This window comes from Plantibacter sp. ME-Dv--P-095 (genome assembly GCF_030209365.1).
Lineage (GTDB): Bacteria > Actinomycetota > Actinomycetes > Actinomycetales > Microbacteriaceae > Plantibacter.
Genome location: NZ_JARVSB010000004.1, coordinates 200,431 through 217,816 on the forward strand (window position 1 = coordinate 200,431; position 17,386 = coordinate 217,816).

The window sequence follows — 17,386 nt, forward strand, 5'->3', positions numbered from 1 at the left end:
TCGGGCCTTCGCTTTCGGCGGGGGCCTTTCGTCGTGCTTGAGGTCAGGCGGCCCCCGACGGGCTGCTAGCCTGGGAGTCCAGAGGCCGCCACCACCCGGGAGACCTGCATGGCGACAATCCTGCTTGTTTTTGCTGCGATCGCCGTCGCCACGCCCACACTCACGAGAGTGCTGTCGACGAAGGTCTTCTACGTCATCGCGTGTATTCCCGCGGCGGCATTCATCTGGACGCTCTTCCAGACCTCCACGGTGTCGTCCGGCGGCACCGTCGTCGAGACAATCGAGTGGATCCCGCAGCTGAGCATCGCGCTGTCGTTCCGGATGGACACGCTCGCCTGGTTGCTCGCCCTCGTCGTGACCGGGGTGGGCGCCCTCGTCCTCGTGTACTGCGCGCGGTACTTCTCAGCGGACGAGCCCGGACTCGGGCGGTTCGCCGCGTTCCTCTTCGCGTTCGCAGGAACGATGTTCGGGCTGGTCACGGCCGACGACATCATCGTGATGTTCATGTTCTGGGAGATCACGAGTGTGCTCTCCTACCTGCTGATCGGGCACTACACCGATCGCAAGGAGAGCCGTGGAGCGGCGCTGCAGGCGCTGCTGGTGACCACCTTCGGCGGGCTCGTGATGCTGGTCGGCGTCATCATGATCTCGGTGCAGGCGCAGAGCACCTCCCTCGCCTCGATCGTGGAGCAGGGCCTCACCGGTCCGGCGACCACCGTCGCGATCCTCCTGATCCTCGTGGGTGCGATCTCGAAGTCCGCCCTCGTCCCCTTCCACTTCTGGTTGCCAGCCGCGATGGCCGCCCCGACGCCGGTGAGCGCCTATCTCCACGCGGCGGCGATGGTGAAGGCCGGCATCTACCTGGTCGCGCGGTTCGCGCCGGGGTACGCCGACACCCCGGGCTGGGATGCGATGCTCGTCGGTCTCGGCGTCCTGACGATGGTGGCCGGAGCCTGGCGTTCGCTCCGTCAGTACGATCTCAAACTCGTCCTGGCGTACGGCACCGTCAGCCAGCTCGGGTTCCTCATGGTGGTCTCCGGCTACGGCACGCGCGACTCGGCGTTGGCAGCGGTGGCGCTGCTGCTCGCTCACGCGATCTACAAGGCCGCCCTGTTCCTCGTGGTCGGGATCATCGACCATCGGGCCGGGACCCGCGACTGGCGGCATCTCTCCGGTGTCGGGCGCCAGACGCCGGTCCTCGCCGTGATCGCCGCGATCGCCGTCGCATCGATGGCTGGCATTCCTCCACTCTTCGGCTTCGTCGCCAAGGAGGCCGTGTTCACCTCGTTGCTCGAGGGCGCACTCGAGGGCGACGCCTGGGGGTGGGTCGCGATCATCGGGACCGCCGTCGGTTCCGTCCTGACGGTCGCCTACAGTGCTCGGTTCCTCTGGGGCGCGTTCGGTGACCGCCGTGGCGCGGCACCGACCGAGCTGCACGCGGAGTCCGGCAGCATCCTGATCGCTCCCGGTGTCCTCGCGGTCGCCACCATCGTGCTCGGCTTCGCGACGACCCCGATCGACACCGTTCTCGCGCCCTACGCGGACTCGGTGGGGGAGGGCGGATACCACCTCGCGCTCTGGCACGGCTTCGAGCCCGCCCTCGGGATCTCGGCGGTCGTCGTGCTCCTCGGTCTGCTGCTCTTCCGCTGGCGTCTCCCGGTCGCGCGACTGCAGGACCGCCTCCCGTCGGTCATCGACTCGTCGAAGGGCTACTGGGCCGCGACACAGGGGATCGATCGGCTCTCGGCGAAGGTCACCCTCTTCGCGCAGCGCGGCGGGCTCGTCCAGTATCTGTCCACGATCCTCGTGGTCTTCGTCCTGACGCTCGGCACGATCGCACTCGTCGGCCGGGCCTGGCCGGACGAGGTCCGCCTGTGGGACTACCCGGCACAGGTGGCGATCGCCATCATCATGGCGACCGCGGCGATCGCGGCGGCCAGGGCGAAGCAGCGCATGGCGGCGGTCCTCCTCGTGGGCGTCACGGGCTTCGGCCTCGTGGCCTTGTTCGCCCTGCACGGCGCCCCCGACCTCGCCCTCACGCAGGCACTGGTGGAGACCATCACCATCGTCGTCTTCGTCCTCGTCCTCCGACGGCTCCCCGCCAAGATCGCCCAGCGGAACGCTCCGGTCCACCGGACCCGCCGCGTCGTGATCGGGACCCTGACGGGTGCCGTCATGGGCCTCATCGGGGTGATCGCCCTCGGCGCACGCCAGGCGGAGAGCATCGCGACCGAACTGCCCCGGCTCGCGGTCGAAGAGGGACACGGCAAGAACATCGTCAACGTCATGCTGGTCGACATCCGCGCCTGGGACACGATGGGTGAGATCTCCGTCCTCGTCGTCGTCGCCACCGGCATCGCCAGCCTGTTGTTCGTCTCCCAGCGCGGCGCAGAGGTGCCGCGCTTGAGCGGCGCCCGTCGCCGGCGGACGCCCAGCCTGCGCTCGCAGGTCGTGTCGGACCCGCATCTGGCGGACAGCGAGATGGAGGCTCCCCGCGACGCCGTCGGACGCCACTCGTGGCTCATCGGCGGCCGTGCCATCGCCGAAGCGAACCGCTCGATCCTGCTCGAGGTGCTCGTCCGACTCCTGTTCCACCCGGCGATCGTCGTCTCGATCTTCCTCCTCTTCGTCGGACACAACGAGCCGGGTGGCGGGTTCGCTGGTGGCCTGCTCGCCGGACTGGCGCTCGTGATGCGGTACCTGGCCGGTGGCCGGTACGAGTTGGGGGAGGCGGTTCCCATCGACGCCGGCAAGGTGCTCGGCGTCGGCCTGCTCCTCGCGGTCGGCACCGCCGTCGGGTCGCTGTTCTTCGGCGGGGAAGCCCTGCAATCCGCGTACTTCTCGGCCGACGTCCCGATCCTCGGCCACCTCTCCTTCGGCACGTCGAGCATCTTCGACATCGGTGTCTATCTCGTGGTCGTCGGGCTCGCGCTCGACATCCTGCGCAGTCTCGGAGCCGAGGTCGACCGTCAACAGGAGGAAGCCGACATCGACGAGCAGAGTACGGACGAGTTCTCGGCGAGTGAGGTCGAACGATGAGCGCCTCCCTCACCCTCGTCGTCCTGATGGCCGTCATGTACGGCACGGGCGTCTACGTCATGCTCGAACGCAGCCTGACGCGGTTCCTCATCGGGTTCGTCCTCGTCGGCAACGCGACGAACCTCCTGATCCTGATCATGAGCGGACCGAGCGGTACCGCGCCACTCGTCACCGGGACGGCTTCGGACGACCGCATGGTCGACCCGGTGCCGCAGGTGCTCATGCTGACGGCCATCGTCATCAACTTCGGCGTGACGGCGTTCATCCTCGCCCTGATCTACCGGACCTGGTGGCTGGCGCAGCTCGGCGACGAGGGTGACACCCTCAGCGACGAGCACGCGGACGACACGGAGGCGGCGACGGACGCGGTCTTCAACCAGGTCGACCTGGACGACGAGGCCATCCAACGGGTCCTCGACGAGAGCAACGAGCACGGCGACGATCGGAACACGGCCAGGAAGGGAGCGGGCGAATGAACGCACTCGTGCCCCTGGTGGTCATGATCCCGCTGATCGGCTCCGCCGTCGCGCTCATGTTCCGCAACCGCCGGAAGACCCAGGTCCTCATCAGCGTCGTCGCGCTCACCGCGGTGACCGTGATCAGCGCCGTGCTCCTGGCGGCGGTCGACCAGAGCGGCACCATCGTGGTCGAACTGGGCGGCTGGTCCCCGCCGTGGGGCATCGTCCTCGTCGTCGACCGCCTGTCGGCGATCATGCTGCTCATCGCGGCGCTCATGCTGCTCGGCGTCCTCGTCTTCGCCATCGGTCAGGGCATCGTCGACGGCGACCGCGAGACCCCGGTGTCGATCTTCCACCCCACCTACCTGGTGTTGGCGGCCGGTCTGTTCGACGCCTTCGTCGCCGGCGACCTCTTCAACATGTACGTCGGGTTCGAGATGCTGCTCGCATCCAGCTACGTGCTGCTCACCTTGGGCGGGACCGGCGCGCGGATCCGTGCGGGCGTGACGTACATCGTCATCAGCCTCATGTCGTCCCTCCTCTTCGTCGCAGCGATCGCACTCATCTACGGCGCGACGGGCACGGTCACGATCGCCCTGGTCGCCGACCGCGTCCGCGATCTACCCATGGAGGTCCAGGCGATCCTCTGCGCGGCCCTCCTGCTCGGCTTCGCGGTGAAGGCGGCGGTGTTCCCGCTCTCGTTCTGGCTCCCGGACTCGTACCCGACCGCACCGGCGCCGGTCACCGCGGTCTTCGCCGGCCTGCTGACGAAGGTCGGTGTGTACGCGATCATCCGCACCGACACGCTCATCTTCAAGGAGGTCCCGCTCGCGACGCCCTTGATGGTGATCGCCTTCCTGACGCTGCTCATCGGGATCTTCGGCGCGGTCGCACAGGCGGACATCAAACGGCTGCTGTCGTTCACGCTCGTCAGCCACATCGGGTACATGATCTTCGGCATCGCGGTGGGTGGGGTCGCCGGCACCGCTGCGACGATCTACTACATCGTCCATCACATCGTCGTCCAGACCACCCTGTTCCTCACGACCGGGCTCGTCGAGCGGATCGGCGGGACGACCTCCATCTCCCGGCTCGGCGGGATCCTGAAGGCCTCGCCGATCGTCGGGGTGCTGTTCTTCATCGGGGCGATGAACCTCGGCGGCATCCCGCCGTTCTCCGGGTTCCTCGGCAAGATCGGCCTCTTCCAGGCCGGTGTCGCCCTGGGGGACCCGCTCTCCTACATCCTCATCGCGGCCGGTGCTGCGACCTCGCTCCTGACCCTCTACGCGCTGGCGCGGGTCTGGAACATGGGGTTCTGGCGCGGCAAGGACGAGGTCGCCGGATACTCGTCGCCGCTCCTCGACCAGCTCGCCGAGAGCCCGGAGGACTCGGGGTCGGTCGACACCAAGACCATCTCCCGCCCGATGATCGGCGCGACGACCGGCATGGTCGCCCTGACCCTCGCCCTCACCGTGTTCGCCGGACCGTTGTTCGGCCTCGCGACGCGGGCCGCCGAGAACATCGAAGACCCGGACAACTACATCACCGCGGTCTTCCCCGACGGAACGGAGCACCTGAGGTAATGCAACCGTCACGTCGTCGCGCGTTCGTCAGCCAGGCCCTCCTGACGGCGGGACTGGTGCTGCTCTGGTGCCTCCTCTGGGGCATGTTCGACCTCCTCACGCTCGTGACCGGGCTCGGGGTCGCTCTCCTGGTCTCGTTCCTGTTCTACCTCCCTGCCGTCGAGCTGAGCGGTCGTATCAACATCTGGCGGACCGCGGTGTTCCTCGGCCGCCTGCTCGTCGACATCGTCCGAGCGAGCGCCGAGATCACCTGGCTCGTCCTCCGTCCGTCATTCCGGTCGAGCAACGCCCTCATCGCGGTGCGTCTCCGGACCTCGTCCGACCTCATCATGAGTTGGACGGCCGAAGCGGTGTCGATCGTGCCCGGATCGATCGTGGTCGACCTCGACCGCACCGCGTCGACGCTCTACCTGCACGCCCTGAACGTGCACGACGACTCCGACATCGAGCAGGTCGTCGCCGAGGTCCTCGGAACGGAGCGGCGTCTCATCCTCGCCATCGGATCCCGCACCGAGGCGGACGCGCTTCGCCATGACCACGACCACGTCTCGACCGGAAGGGGTGCGTGATGCTCGTCGTCATCATCGTCGTGTCCGTGCTGTTCGCCGCCGCTGCCCTCGCCGCGGTCTACCGCATCATCCGCGGGCCGAGCCTCCTCGACCGCGTGATCGCGTCCGACGTGTTGGTCGCCACCGTGATGTGCGCGATCGGAGCGGAGATGGCCGTCAACCGGCACACCGATGGTCTCCCGGTCCTCCTGGCGCTCGCGATGTTCGCGATCGTCGGTTCGGTGAGCGTCGCGCGGTTCATGTCGAAGCAGGACGACGCATGACCGTCGATCTCATCCGCGACATCGTCACCGGCGCGCTCGTCATCGTCGGGGCGATCATGTGCTTCGCCGCCGGGGTCGGTCTCCTGCGCTTCCCCGACGTCCTCTCGCGACTGCACGCGGCGACGAAACCGCAGATCCTCGGGCTCATCGCCATCATGGCCGATGTCGCCGTGTCGAGTCCCACGGTCGGGACGATCACGATCGCCATCGCCATCATCGTCTTCCAGAGTCTGACGGCGCCCATCTCCGCGCACATGGTCGCGCGCGCGGCGTACCGCAGTGGGAACTTCGACGAGACGTTGCTCGTCCGGGACGAGCTCGCCGGACGCGAAGAGCTCGGCGAGGAACGACATCCGGGACATACGCCCGAGTAGCGGCACAATGTCCTCATGGGAATGCTCATCTACGGATCCGGCGACGAGTACGAGATCGACGACCGCGCGCTCGCACACCTCAAGGCCGTGATCGGGGCGAAGCTCCGTCGGCAGGAGGGCTTCTTCCTCAGCTGGGCGAACGACGCTGAACACGGTTCCGGGCGGCGCTCGCTGTGGTTGTCTCCGAGCATCCCGCTGCAGTTCCGCTTCTTCGGCAGCCGGCCTCCGGAACTCAATCGGGCCTGGCTCGAGGTGCTCTCGGAGACATCCCATTCGCCGCGCGGGCTGCAGCTCATCCCGGAATCGGAGGTCGAGAGGCACCTCGCTGGCGGTCGACTGTCGCATGACAGCGACGGCAGCCACGAACACGGTGAGGACTAGGACCCGTCGTCCGTTCCGACGAGCAGGACGCGCAGGGCGAGCTCAGGGGAGCCCCGGCCGTCCGGCGGGATCGTCTCGCCGTGCGCGTAGCGGTCGACGACGCGTGGGTCGACGTAACTCGATTTGGCGATCGCCGGGGTGTTGCCGAGGACAGCTGCGGCATCCCGCATGGCCTGGGCGACGACCTTCGATCGCGCGGTCTTGCTCCGGACCGGTCCGGCCTTCGCGAGGCTCTCGGCCGCTGCGACGGTGCCGTGGAGGGTGCGGAAGTCCTTCGCCGTGAACGCACCGTTGGTCTGCGCCCGGACGTAGTCGTTGATCTGGCTCGCCTGGAGGTGCCTCCACCGGTTGCCGTCCTTCCAAGCGAGGAGCCGGGCATGCGGGCCTCGCCGTTTCAAGGAACGGATGAGTGAGGCGAGGTCGGCGTCCACGATGTCCGACTCCCAGGGCTGTCCGCTCTTGGCCGGGAACTTCAGGGCGACGGTGTCGCCGCTGACCCGGGCGTGTGCGCCGTCGAGCGTCGACAGGCCGTGGCTCCCGTTCGCCTCCGCGTACTGTTCGCCGCCGACGCGCAGTGACCCCGTGTCGAGCATGCGGAACGCCCCGGCCGACACCCGGGCCAGCGGGTAGCCCTCGAGTCTGAGGTCGCGCGTGACCCGTCCTCGTGCCGCCGGAAGGGCCTCGGCGAGGGCCAGCGCCCGGTCGAACTTGTTGCGGTCCTGGCGTTCGCGCCACGAGGGGTGGTAGAGGTACTGGCGTCGGCCGGCCGTGTCGATGCCGGTCGCCTGGATGTGCCCGTTCGCGTAGGGGGTGATCCACACCTCGTTCCAGGCGGGCGGGATCACGAGCCCGTCGATACGGGCACGGATCTCCTGGTCCTCGAGGAGGGAACCGTCGGGCAGGCGATAGCTGAAGCCGCGTCCGGAGCGAACCCGTCGGATGCCCTGCCCGCTGACGTCACTGCGCCTCAGTCGTACCATCCGCTCAGCGTACGACGCGCCATCGGACCGCTCGCCGGGCTTGCGCGGTGCCCGCTGATCGTGTCAGTCGACCGGGGGCAGCTCGGCGAGGAAGGCGTCGTGCAGGCGCCCGTTCGTCGCGAGGGAGCTCCGTGTCGAGATGGACCGGTTGCCGTCGATGTCCGTGAAGCGTCCGCCTGCCTCCAGCACGATGGGCACGTGAGCGCCGAGGTCGTACTCCTGGACCCCGAACTCCGCCACGGCGTCGATCGAGCCCTCGGCGAGCAGCATGTAGGGCCACATGTCGCCGATGGCGCGATCACGCCAGAGCGAGCCGCACAGGGCCAGGAGCTGGGGGATACGCCCCACGGAGGCCCACTGCGCGATGCTCTGGAAGCTGAACGACGCATCGGCGAGGTCTGCGACCGCGGAGACGGCGAGCCGGCGCGGTTCGACCTCGCCGAACCGGAGCCCCCATGCCCCGTGCCCGATGGCGCCCCACCAGCGGGCGTGCATGGCCGGTGCGCTGACGACACCGACGACCGGTACCCCGTCGACGGCGAGGGAGATGAGCGTCGCCCAGTTGGGGACGCCGCGGAGGAAGTTCGCCGTGCCGTCGATCGGGTCGATGATCCACTGGCGGTCCGTCGGCCCTTGCGCACCGTACTCCTCGCCGAACACCCCGTCATCGGGCCGTTCGGTCTCGAGGATGCCGCGGATGGCCCGTTCGACGGCGAGGTCGGCGTCCGTGACGTGCGAGCGGTCCGGCTTGGTCGAGATCTCGAGGTCGCGTGCCTCGAATCGGTCCATGGCGATGCGGTCCGCCGCGTCGGCCAGCCGGAGGGCGAGTTCGAGGTCTGCAGAGGAAGCTGGGGAGTGGTCGGTCACCAGTCCAGGATAGGGTCGCGCGGATCGGATCCTCGGACCTGCGGACGCGTGGGGCCGTCCGCGCGACACGCCGACGGGCTCGATTTCGCACCGGAGCAGGTTCGGTGATAGTGTCATATCTCGGTTCGGAACACTCCGAAACCACGCACCTCTAGCTCAATTGGCAGAGCAACTGACTCTTAATCAGTGGGTTCCCGGTTCAAGTCCGGGGGGGTGCACAACACAGAGACGGCCTCATCTTCGGATGGGGCCGTCGTCGTTTCGGGCCCACCCTGCGGGAGCTGAACCGATTTTGCAACGTTTCGCGCCAGCCCGCGTCGGATTCGCGTCATCGGCGTCCCGAGGCGTCATGGCATGAGACCCTGAAAGGGTCGGCGAGCTGGCGGGATCGGGTCCTGCCGTTGCCGACGACGGCCTCCGTGTGGTCACCCCACCGCTCGGGGCGTAGCGACAGCGCGCATCAGTGCCCGCCGTCGCCGTGGCGTCTCATCGATTCGGGTTCGATGAGGCGTCATGCCCGCTCAGGTCCTGCGACGACGAAACGGCCGCCCACCGAGGTGGACGGCCGTGCGTGTCGATGCGTCGGTTCAGGCGACGGAACTCCGCCGCGCGGGAACCGGGTTGACGAGGCTGGCGTCGATGAACTCGGGTTCCGCCCACACGGTGATCGGGTAGTGCTGAGGCTCCAGCAGCGTCCGCTCCACGAGGGTCGGTTCGGCGACCGGCTCCTCCTCGGCTTCGGGGGAGTGCTCGGGCTCGGCCTGCTCGGTGCCAGCTGCCGGCACGAGCGTCTCCACGGGCTCCGCCTGCTCGACCGGCGACGTGGTGCCCGCGGCGACCTCGAGCTCCACCTCGACGGCGTCGAGCTGCTCCTGCGGACGTGACCAGAGGCGCCATCCGCGGGCCGGTGCGGCTTCGGCCCGGACCGTGACCGCGGCCTGTTCGAGGTCGATGTCGGTGGCGATCTCGTGCGCGAGCTGCTGCGCGTAGACCTCGTGGAAGATCTCATCGCCGGAGCTCGGCGTGCGCCGAGACAGCACCCAGGCGCCGTTCGCGCCGAGCTCGCCGGCCAGTCGCGCGTGCACCAGGTCGAACAGCTGCTTCTCGGTCAACTTCGATGCGGAGACAGGTGCAGCGTGGCGTCGGCGACCGAACATGGCGGGCCCTTCATCGAAAGCGGATCGTCCCTGGAAAGGACTGCCTTCATTGTCGGCCACCGAGTACGGAACGCCGCGGAGACACGCGGACGACGCCGGGGTTCACGGCATTCCGGGTACTCCGTGGTAGCGCCGGATCAGCGTCCGATCTCGGCCTGCTTGCTCTCTTCGAGGACCGTGCTGATCGCGAGGGCGAGCGAGATGCCCCAGCTCAGCCACAGCAGGATGAGCTTCCAGTCGCGGGGGCCCTGGCGCGTGGCCTGGAGAGCCGAGATGCCGCCGAAGACCGCGGAGATCATGCTGCCGTTGAAAAGGTATTTGCGCATGCCTTCACGCTAGCCGGTAGGGGAGGCCCCCCGCATCCGGGCTTTCGTCCGGCAGCCGGCCTGTGCTAGCGAAGGCTCGCTTGGCGAAGGCGAGCGACGATCGGAGCTGCGCCACGCGGCTGGCGTCGTCGCCACCGCTCGGAAGGTGCACCTCGGCGACGATGCTGCCCGACCACTCCGCCGCGCGGAGCCGCTCGAGCACCGCGGCGACCGGCTGGTCGCCGTCGCCAGGCAGGAGGTGTTCGTCGAGGAAGGCGGCGCGGGGTGACGGGGACGTGCCGTCGCAGAGGTGGATGTGTCGGAGCCGGTCGCCGTAGCGGGTGGCGATCTCCAACGAGTCCTCGCCGGCGAGGGCCGCGTGCGAGAAGTCGAGCGTGAGCGCCGCACACGCGAGCGGGCCGGGGTCGTATCCGAATGCGAACGGCTGCACGCGGAGCCCCCGGCTCCGGAAGCACGCCATGTTCTCGACCGCGATCTCCAGGCCGTACTGCTCGCTGAGCTCCGCCACGAGGTCGACGAACGCCACCGCATACCGTCGCTGCCAGCGGAACGGCGGGTGGACGACGACCGTCGAGGCGCCCACGGCGTCGGCGAGTTCGGCGGAGCGACGGAGCTTCACGCGGTGGTCCCGCCCCCACACGAACGCCGTCCTCGTGAGCACCGGGGCATGGATCGAGAGGATGTCCAGCCCGGTCTCGTCGGCCAGCGACCGGAGCGCGACCGCGTCCTGCGTCACCCGGTCCTCGGTCACCATGACCTCGACGCCGTCATAGCCGGCTTCCGCGGCGAGTTCGAAGGCGCGCCTGGTGCCGGAGGGGTAGACGCAGGAGGTGCTCATGCCGTGGCGGATCATCAGCGCAAGCATATGCTCGCCGTCTGAACACGCGGTTTCGCCGTGCGGAACGCTGCTAGCCTGAAGGGCGAACCCGAGCAACCCGGGAGGGTCATCATCACCAGATATTCCGCGCCTGACGGCGGATCAGCGTCGACCTTCGACTTCATCGTGGTCTCCAACCGACTGCCGGTCGACCGTGTCGTCGATGCAGACGGTGCCGAGAGCTGGCGGACCTCTCCCGGCGGACTCGTCACCGCCCTCGAACCCGTCATGCGCGGCGCGGACGGTGCCTGGATCGGGTGGGCCGGGTCGGCCGACCTCGAGATCGAGCCGTTCGACAACGACGACATGTGGATCATCCCGGTGCCGCTGTCGGAGGAGGAGATCGCCCGCTACTACGAGGGCTTCTCGAACGACACGATCTGGCCGCTCTACCACGACGTCATCGCGCCGCCGAGCTACCACCGCGAGTGGTGGGACTCCTACGTGGCCGTCAATCGTCGCTTCGCCCAGGCCGCTGCGGCCGCCGCCTCCGACGGCGCGACCGTGTGGGTGCAGGACTACCAGCTGCAGCTCGTACCGAAGATCCTCCGCGAGCTCCGTCCCGACCTCACGATCGGGTTCTTCAACCACATCCCGTTCCCGGCCTACGGGATCTACTCCCAGCTGCCGTGGCGCCGCCAGATCATCGAGGGTCTGCTCGGCGCGGACGTCATCGGGTTCCAGCGCGTGGCGGACGCCGGGAACTTCTCCCGGGCGGTCCGTCGTCTGTTCGGCTACGAGACCAAGGGTGCCGCGATCCAGGTCCCGCTCGACGCCGCGCTCGTGTCCGTCACGACGGACGCCGCGCCCGCCGCGTCGAAGCGAGGCGCTCCCTACCGCACGGTCATCGCGAGGCACTTCCCGATCTCGATCGACAGCCAGGGCTACCAGGCGCTCGCCCAGCGCCCGGAGATCATCGCGAGGGCCAAGCAGATCCGTGAGGAGCTGGGCAACCCGGAGACGATCATGCTCGGCGTCGACCGGCTCGACTACACGAAGGGCATCGGCCACCGCCTGAAGGCCTTCGGTGAGCTCCTCGAGCAGGGCAAGCTCGCGGTCGAGGACGTCACGCTGGTCCAGGTCGCGAGCCCCAGCCGTGAGCGGGTCGAGACCTACCGCCAGCTGCGTGACGACATCGAGCAGACGGTGGGCCGGATCAACGGCGACTTCGGCACGATCGGCCACACCGCGATCCAGTACCTCCACCACGGGTACCCGCGCGAGGAGATGGCCGCCCTCTACCTCGCCGCCGACGTCATGCTGGTGACGGCCCTGCGCGACGGGATGAACCTCGTCGCGAAGGAGTACGTCGCGGCCCGCTACGACAACGACGGCGTCCTGGTGCTGAGCGAGTTCGCCGGAGCCTCCGACGAGCTGAAGCAGGCGTTGAAGATCAACCCGCACGACATCGAGGGGCTCAAGTCCGCGATCCTGCAGGCGGTCCACATGACGAAGGCCGAACGCGGCCGGAGGATGCGTGCGTTGCGTAAGCGCGTGATGGAGTACGACGTCGCCCGCTGGTCCGCATCCTTCCTCGACGAGCTGCACCGCGTCCGCGACACGGCATCGACCACCGAGCAGGGGAGCACCACCCAGTCATGAGCACCACCGACGAGCCCACCGACACCCTCGGGGGGCTTCCCCTCGGGTTGCGCGCGGAGTTGCGCCGCCTGGCCGACGTCCCGAGCCTCCTGGTCGCCCTCGATTTCGACGGCACCCTGGCGCCCGAGGTCGACGACCCAGACCAGGCACGTGCCCTGCCTGCCGCACGCAAAGCCGTCCTCGCGCTCATGGACCTGCCGGGCACCCGGGTCGCGCTCGTGTCCGGACGCGCGATCGACAGCCTCGTGGCGGTGGCGGAACTGCCCGACCACGCGCTGTTCGCCGGCTCGCACGGTGTCGAGATCCGCCTCGACAACCCCGACGACGCGCTCGCCCTCGACGACGAGGAACGCGAACAGCGGGAGACGCTGCAGCGGATCCTCCAGGACGTCGCCGGGGGTTACGATAATGTCTGGATCGAGCGGAAGCCGGCAGGGTTCGCCCTGCACACCAGGCTCGCCAGTGAAGAAGACTCCAGGATCGCCCACCTCGAAGCACTCGCCCACACCAAGGACGAGTTCGGCGCCCTGACGGTTCGCGAGGGCAAGAACGTCCTCGAGTTCTCGCTCAGGAGCGCGACCAAGGGCGAAGCCGTCGAACACCTCCGGCGGTACACGAAAGCAGACGCCGTGTTCTATGCGGGCGACGACGTCACGGATGAGGACGCGTTCGGAGCGCTCGGCCCGGGAGACCTCGGGGTGAAGAGCGGCACCGGCGTGACCGCCGCGGATTTCCGGGTCGAAGGACCCTCGGAGATCGCGCGAGTCCTCGGCATGCTCGCGGAATATCGAAGCAACAAGGAAGCCGTAGACTCTTAAAATGCCAGAGATCGACATCAAACCACGCAGTCGTGCCGTCACCGACGGGATCGAGGCGACCACCTCGCGCGGCATGCTCCGCGCCGTCGGCATGGGCGACGAGGACTGGGACAAGCCGCAGATCGGCATCGCGAGCTCGTGGAACGAGATCACGCCCTGCAACCTCTCGCTCGACCGCCTGGCCCAGGGCGCCAAGGAAGGCGTCCACTCCGGTGGCGGGTACCCGCTCCAGTTCGGCACGATCTCCGTCTCCGACGGCATCTCGATGGGGCACGAGGGCATGCACTTCTCGCTCGTGTCGCGTGAGGTCATCGCCGACAGCGTCGAGACCGTCGTCATGGCCGAGCGCCTCGACGGCACCGTGCTGCTCGCCGGCTGCGACAAGTCGCTGCCCGGCATGCTCATGGCGGCCGCGCGTCTCGACCTCTCCTCGGTGTTCCTGTACGCCGGCTCGATCGCTCCAGGGTGGGTCAAGCTGAGCGACGGTACGGAGAAGGAGGTCACGATCATCGACTCCTTCGAGGCGGTCGGGGCCTGCAAGGCCGGGAACATGAGCGAAGAGGACCTCAAGCGCATCGAGTGCGCCATCGCCCCGGGCGAGGGCGCCTGCGGTGGCATGTACACGGCCAACACCATGGCCTCGGTCGCCGAAGCACTCGGGATGAGCCTCCCCGGCTCGGCCTCGCCGCCCTCGGCCGACCGCCGCCGCGACTACTTCGCGCACCGCTCGGGTGAGGCTGTCGTCAACATGCTCCGCCTCGGCATCACCGCTCGCGACATCCTCACCAAGGAGGCGTTCGAGAACGCGATCGCCGTCGCGATGGCGTTCGGTGGTTCCACGAACGTCGTCCTGCACCTGTTGGCGATCGCCCGAGAGGCCGAGGTCGACCTCACGCTCGACGACTTCAACCGCATCGGCGACAAGGTCCCGCACATCGGCGACCTCAAGCCGTTCGGCCAGTACGTCATGAACGACGTCGACCGCCACGGCGGCGTCCCCGTCGTCATGAAGGCCCTGCTCGACGCCGGACTCCTGCACGGCGACTGCCTCACGGTCACCGGCAAGACGGTCGCCGAGAACCTCGCCGACATCAACCCTGACCCGATCGACGGCACGGTCATCCGGACGCTCGACAACCCGATCCACGCGACCGGCGGCATCACCATCCTCAAGGGCTCGTTCGCCCCCGAGGGAGCCGTCGTGAAGACCGCCGGCTTCGACGCCGAGGTCTTCGAAGGGCCCGCGCGGGTCTTCGAACGTGAACGCGGTGCCATGGACGCGCTCACCGAGGGCAAGATCAACAAGGGTGACGTCGTCATCATCCGCTACGAGGGCCCGAAGGGCGGGCCGGGGATGCGCGAGATGCTCGCGATCACGGCCGCCATCAAGGGCGCCGGGCTCGGCAAAGATGTACTACTCTTGACGGACGGTCGATTCTCAGGCGGCACAACCGGACTGTGCATCGGCCACATAGCACCCGAAGCGGTGGACGCAGGTCCAATCGCCTTCGTGCGCGATGGTGATCTGATACGGGTCGATATCGCTGGCCGCTCGCTCGACCTACTCGTCGACGTCGCAGAGCTGGAAGCCCGCCGCGAAGGCTGGGCGCCTCTTCCCCCGCGCTATACCCGTGGCGTTCTCGCAAAGTACTCTCGTCTCGTGCACTCCGCAGCGGAGGGCGCGATCACGGGGTAACCGAGCATCTCGTTCGTGCATCTCATCGCTGAAGGAATCATCATGCCCACGGAGTCCCAACCCGTGCCTCACCCCAGAACACCGGCGGCCGCGGCTGCCCCGGAGATCCTGACCGGAGCGCAGGCGATCGTCCGATCGCTCGAGCTGCTCGGGGTCACCGACATCTTCGGACTGCCCGGCGGAGCGATCCTGCCGACGTACGACCCGCTGATGGACTCGACGAAACTCCGTCACATCCTCGTCCGGCACGAGCAGGGTGCCGGCCACGCGGCCGAAGGCTACGCCGCGGCAGGTGGCGGGATCGGCGTCTGCATCGCGACGTCCGGTCCTGGCGCGACGAACCTCGTCACCGCCATCGCCGACGCCTACATGGACTCGGTGCCCATGGTCGCGATCACCGGTCAGGTGTTCTCGACGCTCATGGGCACGGACGCGTTCCAGGAGGCGGACATCGTCGGCATCACCATGCCGATCACGAAGCACTCCTTCCTCGTGAAGACGCCGGAGGACGTTCCTGCCGCCATCGCGGCGGCGTACGAGATCGCCGGGACGGGCCGTCCCGGTCCGGTGCTCGTCGACATCACCAAGGACGCCCAGCAGGCCGAGGCGCCGTTCATCTGGCCGCCCAAGGTCGACCTTCCGGGCTACCGTCCGGTGACGAAGGCGCACGGCAAGCAGATCCAGGCGGCTGCACAGCTCTTGGTGAACGCGAAGAAGCCGGTCCTCTACGTCGGTGGCGGCGTCATCCGGTCGAAGGCCTCGGAGGAACTGCTCGCCCTGGCCGAAGCCGTGGGCGCGCCGGTCGTCACGACCCTCATGGCCCGCGGAGCGTTCCCGGACTCCCACCACCAGCACCTCGGCATGCCCGGCATGCACGGCACCGTCCCCGCCGTGCTCGCCCTGCAGGAGTCCGACCTGCTCGTGTCCCTCGGCGCCCGCTTCGACGACCGCGTGACCGGGAAGGCGTCGCTGTTCGCACCGAACGCGAAGGTCGTCCACGTCGACGTCGACCCTGCAGAGATCTCGAAGATCCGTATCGCCGACGTCCCGATCGTCGGCGACGCGAAGGACGTCATCGTCGACCTGCAGTCGGCCTTCGAGGCGGCATCCCGCGAGGTCACGCCCGACATCACCGAGTGGTGGGCGTACCTCGACGGTCTCCGCGAGGAGTTCCCGCTCGGCTACGCCGCACCCACCGACGGCCTGCTGGCCCCGCAGCACGTGATCTCCCGCATCGGTGAGCTCACCGGACCGGAGGGTGTGTTCGCCTCGGGTGTGGGGCAGCACCAGATGTGGGCCGCCCAGTTCATCAAGTACGAGCGCCCGAACTCCTGGCTCAACTCCGGCGGCGCCGGAACCATGGGGTACTCGGTCCCGGCCGCCATGGGCGCCAAGGTGGCCCAGCCCGACCGCCACGTGTGGGCGATCGACGGCGACGGTTGCTTCCAGATGACCAACCAGGAGCTCGCGACCTGCACGATCAACAACATCCCGATCAAGGTCGCGATCATCAACAACTCCTCGCTCGGCATGGTCCGTCAGTGGCAGACGCTCTTCTACGACGGCCGGTACTCCAACACCGACCTCAACACCGGACACGACACCATCCGCATCCCCGACTTCGTCAAGCTGGCGGAGGCCTACGGCTGCCTCGCGATCCGTGTGACGAAGGAGGAGGAGGTCGATGCGGCCATCAAGCTCGCGCTCGAGACCAACGACCGCCCGGTCGTCATCGACTTCGTCGTGAGTGCCGACGCGATGGTGTGGCCGATGGTGCCGCAGGGCGTCAGCAACAGCTACGTCCAGTACGCCAAGGACCACAGTCCGTCGTTCGATGAGGAGGCCTGAGCATGAGCAGCCACGTCCTGAGCCTCCTCGTCGAGGACAAGCCCGGTCTGCTGACCCGCGTCGCCGGGCTGTTCGCCCGCCGGGGCTTCAACATCGAGAGCCTCGCCGTCGGTCACAGCGAGATCGAGGGTCTGTCCAGGATCACGGTCGTCGTCGACGTCGAGGAGCTCCCGCTCGAACAGGTGACGAAGCAGCTCAACAAGCTCATCAACGTCATCAAGATCGTGGAACTCGATCCAGCGCAGTCCGTCCAGCGCGAGCACCTGCTGATCAAGGTCCGCGTCGACAACTCCACCCGTTCCCAGGTGCTCGAGGCCGTCAACCTGTTCCGCGCCCGCGTCGTCGACGTTGCCACGGATGCGCTCGTCATCGAGGTCACGGGTGACTCGGGGAAGACGACGGCCTTCCTCAAGGTGCTCGAGCCCTACGGCATCAAGGAGATCGCCCAGTCGGGCCTCCTCGCCATCGGGCGCGGGTCCAAGTCCATCACCGAACGCGTCTTCAAGAACTAGTCGCCTCGGCGACATCGTGCGAAACCACAACCAAGG

At 68.1% G+C, this 17,386-nt stretch carries 17 protein-coding genes and 1 tRNA gene; 13 read left to right on the forward strand and 5 right to left on the reverse strand.

Annotation, left to right across the window (positions count from 1 at the left end):
* Positions 1-108 precede the first annotated feature (108 nt).
* The 7 genes from QRN26_RS06065 to QRN26_RS06095 are packed head-to-tail and all read left to right on the forward strand — an operon-like array spanning position 109 to position 6,667.
* Positions 109-3,039 (forward strand): Na+/H+ antiporter subunit A, encoded by a 2,931-nt coding sequence (locus QRN26_RS06065; RefSeq protein ID WP_285035882.1) that lies wholly within the window; start codon positions 109-111, stop codon positions 3,037-3,039.
* Positions 3,036-3,515: an NADH-quinone oxidoreductase subunit K gene (locus QRN26_RS06070; RefSeq protein ID WP_056007110.1), complete on the forward strand. Its 480-nt coding sequence runs from the start codon at positions 3,036-3,038 to the stop codon at positions 3,513-3,515. Before QRN26_RS06065 ends, QRN26_RS06070 begins: the two co-directional genes overlap by 4 nt.
* Positions 3,512-5,080: a Na+/H+ antiporter subunit D gene (locus tag QRN26_RS06075; RefSeq protein WP_056007107.1), complete on the forward strand. Its 1,569-nt coding sequence runs from the start codon at positions 3,512-3,514 to the stop codon at positions 5,078-5,080. Before QRN26_RS06070 ends, QRN26_RS06075 begins: the two co-directional genes overlap by 4 nt.
* Positions 5,080-5,649, forward strand: coding sequence for a Na+/H+ antiporter subunit E (locus tag QRN26_RS06080; RefSeq protein WP_285035883.1), 570 nt, complete (start codon positions 5,080-5,082; stop codon positions 5,647-5,649). Before QRN26_RS06075 ends, QRN26_RS06080 begins: the two co-directional genes overlap by 1 nt.
* Positions 5,649-5,912 (forward strand): MrpF/PhaF family protein, encoded by a 264-nt coding sequence (locus QRN26_RS06085; RefSeq protein WP_285035884.1) that lies wholly within the window; start codon positions 5,649-5,651, stop codon positions 5,910-5,912. Before QRN26_RS06080 ends, QRN26_RS06085 begins: the two co-directional genes overlap by 1 nt.
* On the forward strand, positions 5,909-6,286 hold the full coding sequence (mnhG, locus tag QRN26_RS06090; protein WP_056778195.1) for a monovalent cation/H(+) antiporter subunit G: 378 nt from the start codon (positions 5,909-5,911) through the stop codon (positions 6,284-6,286). Before QRN26_RS06085 ends, mnhG begins: the two co-directional genes overlap by 4 nt.
* A gap of 15 nt (positions 6,287-6,301) precedes the next feature.
* Positions 6,302-6,667 (forward strand): DUF7882 family protein, encoded by a 366-nt coding sequence (locus QRN26_RS06095; RefSeq protein WP_056007095.1) that lies wholly within the window; start codon positions 6,302-6,304, stop codon positions 6,665-6,667.
* On the opposite strand, the gene QRN26_RS06100 is transcribed toward QRN26_RS06095, so the two are convergent.
* A complete protein-coding gene (locus QRN26_RS06100) occupies positions 6,664-7,647 on the reverse strand; it encodes a DNA topoisomerase IB (protein WP_056007092.1) in 984 nt (327 codons plus the stop codon). The two genes, QRN26_RS06095 and QRN26_RS06100, sit on opposite strands and share 4 nt — an antisense overlap.
* Before the next feature lie 63 nt (positions 7,648-7,710).
* A complete protein-coding gene (locus QRN26_RS06105; RefSeq protein ID WP_235522555.1) occupies positions 7,711-8,514 on the reverse strand; it encodes an inositol monophosphatase family protein in 804 nt (267 codons plus the stop codon).
* Positions 8,515-8,659: 145 nt separating this feature from the next.
* Between QRN26_RS06105 and QRN26_RS06110 the strand changes: the two genes are divergently transcribed.
* A tRNA-Lys gene (locus tag QRN26_RS06110) sits at positions 8,660-8,732 on the forward strand.
* Positions 8,733-9,101: 369 nt separating this feature from the next.
* Here QRN26_RS06110 and QRN26_RS06115 read toward each other — a convergent pair.
* The 3 genes from QRN26_RS06115 to QRN26_RS06125 all read right to left on the reverse strand — a co-directional run bounded on the left by QRN26_RS06115 (position 9,102) and on the right by QRN26_RS06125 (position 10,835).
* Positions 9,102-9,626, reverse strand: coding sequence for a hypothetical protein (locus tag QRN26_RS06115; protein ID WP_157580193.1), 525 nt, complete (start codon positions 9,624-9,626; stop codon positions 9,102-9,104).
* Between the two features lie 182 nt (positions 9,627-9,808).
* Positions 9,809-9,997, reverse strand: a complete 189-nt coding sequence (locus tag QRN26_RS06120; RefSeq protein ID WP_056007086.1) for a hypothetical protein — start codon at positions 9,995-9,997, stop codon at positions 9,809-9,811.
* Positions 9,998-10,001: 4 nt separating this feature from the next.
* On the reverse strand, positions 10,002-10,835 hold the full coding sequence (locus QRN26_RS06125) for a sugar phosphate isomerase/epimerase family protein (protein WP_285035886.1): 834 nt from the start codon (positions 10,833-10,835) through the stop codon (positions 10,002-10,004).
* Between the two features lie 111 nt (positions 10,836-10,946).
* On the opposite strand from QRN26_RS06125, the gene otsA reads away from it, so the two are divergent.
* From otsA to ilvN, 5 genes are read left to right on the forward strand one after another with little or no spacing between them, the layout of a single operon-like run.
* A complete protein-coding gene (gene otsA / locus QRN26_RS06130) occupies positions 10,947-12,476 on the forward strand; it encodes an alpha,alpha-trehalose-phosphate synthase (UDP-forming) (RefSeq protein WP_056780904.1) in 1,530 nt (509 codons plus the stop codon).
* The gene (gene otsB / locus QRN26_RS06135; RefSeq protein WP_056007081.1) at positions 12,473-13,294 is read left to right on the forward strand and encodes a trehalose-phosphatase; all 822 of its coding nucleotides are present in this window, start codon (positions 12,473-12,475) and stop codon (positions 13,292-13,294) included. The genes otsA and otsB overlap by 4 nt, the downstream gene beginning before the upstream one ends.
* 1 nt (position 13,295) lies before the next feature.
* Positions 13,296-14,990, forward strand: a complete 1,695-nt coding sequence (gene ilvD, locus QRN26_RS06140; protein WP_285035887.1) for a dihydroxy-acid dehydratase — start codon at positions 13,296-13,298, stop codon at positions 14,988-14,990.
* A gap of 42 nt (positions 14,991-15,032) precedes the next feature.
* The gene (locus QRN26_RS06145; RefSeq protein WP_056007077.1) at positions 15,033-16,838 is read left to right on the forward strand and encodes an acetolactate synthase large subunit; all 1,806 of its coding nucleotides are present in this window, start codon (positions 15,033-15,035) and stop codon (positions 16,836-16,838) included.
* Between the two features lie 2 nt (positions 16,839-16,840).
* Positions 16,841-17,350 carry an acetolactate synthase small subunit gene (gene ilvN / locus QRN26_RS06150; protein WP_056007074.1) on the forward strand — a complete coding sequence of 170 codons (510 nt, stop codon included), beginning with the start codon at positions 16,841-16,843 and terminating at the stop codon, positions 17,348-17,350.
* Positions 17,351-17,386 lie beyond the last annotated feature (36 nt).

Excerpts from the sequence above, each read along its gene's own strand:
- QRN26_RS06065 (WP_285035882.1), top strand. The coding sequence starts at position 109 with ATGGCGACAATCCTGCTTGTTTTTGCTGCGATCGCCGTCGCCACGCCC.
- QRN26_RS06070 (WP_056007110.1), top strand. The coding sequence starts at position 3,036 with ATGAGCGCCTCCCTCACCCTCGTCGTCCTGATGGCCGTCATGTACGGC.
- QRN26_RS06075 (WP_056007107.1), top strand. The coding sequence starts at position 3,512 with ATGAACGCACTCGTGCCCCTGGTGGTCATGATCCCGCTGATCGGCTCC.
- QRN26_RS06080 (WP_285035883.1), top strand. The coding sequence starts at position 5,080 with ATGCAACCGTCACGTCGTCGCGCGTTCGTCAGCCAGGCCCTCCTGACG.
- QRN26_RS06085 (WP_285035884.1), top strand. The coding sequence starts at position 5,649 with ATGCTCGTCGTCATCATCGTCGTGTCCGTGCTGTTCGCCGCCGCTGCC.
- mnhG (WP_056778195.1), top strand. The coding sequence starts at position 5,909 with ATGACCGTCGATCTCATCCGCGACATCGTCACCGGCGCGCTCGTCATC.
- QRN26_RS06095 (WP_056007095.1), top strand. The coding sequence starts at position 6,302 with ATGGGAATGCTCATCTACGGATCCGGCGACGAGTACGAGATCGACGAC.
- QRN26_RS06100 (WP_056007092.1), bottom strand. The coding sequence starts at position 7,647 with ATGGTACGACTGAGGCGCAGTGACGTCAGCGGGCAGGGCATCCGACGG.
- QRN26_RS06120 (WP_056007086.1), bottom strand. The coding sequence starts at position 9,997 with ATGCGCAAATACCTTTTCAACGGCAGCATGATCTCCGCGGTCTTCGGC.
- QRN26_RS06125 (WP_285035886.1), bottom strand. The coding sequence starts at position 10,835 with ATGAGCACCTCCTGCGTCTACCCCTCCGGCACCAGGCGCGCCTTCGAA.
- otsB (WP_056007081.1), top strand. The coding sequence starts at position 12,473 with ATGAGCACCACCGACGAGCCCACCGACACCCTCGGGGGGCTTCCCCTC.
- ilvD (WP_285035887.1), top strand. The coding sequence starts at position 13,296 with ATGCCAGAGATCGACATCAAACCACGCAGTCGTGCCGTCACCGACGGG.
- QRN26_RS06145 (WP_056007077.1), top strand. The coding sequence starts at position 15,033 with ATGCCCACGGAGTCCCAACCCGTGCCTCACCCCAGAACACCGGCGGCC.
- ilvN (WP_056007074.1), top strand. The coding sequence starts at position 16,841 with ATGAGCAGCCACGTCCTGAGCCTCCTCGTCGAGGACAAGCCCGGTCTG.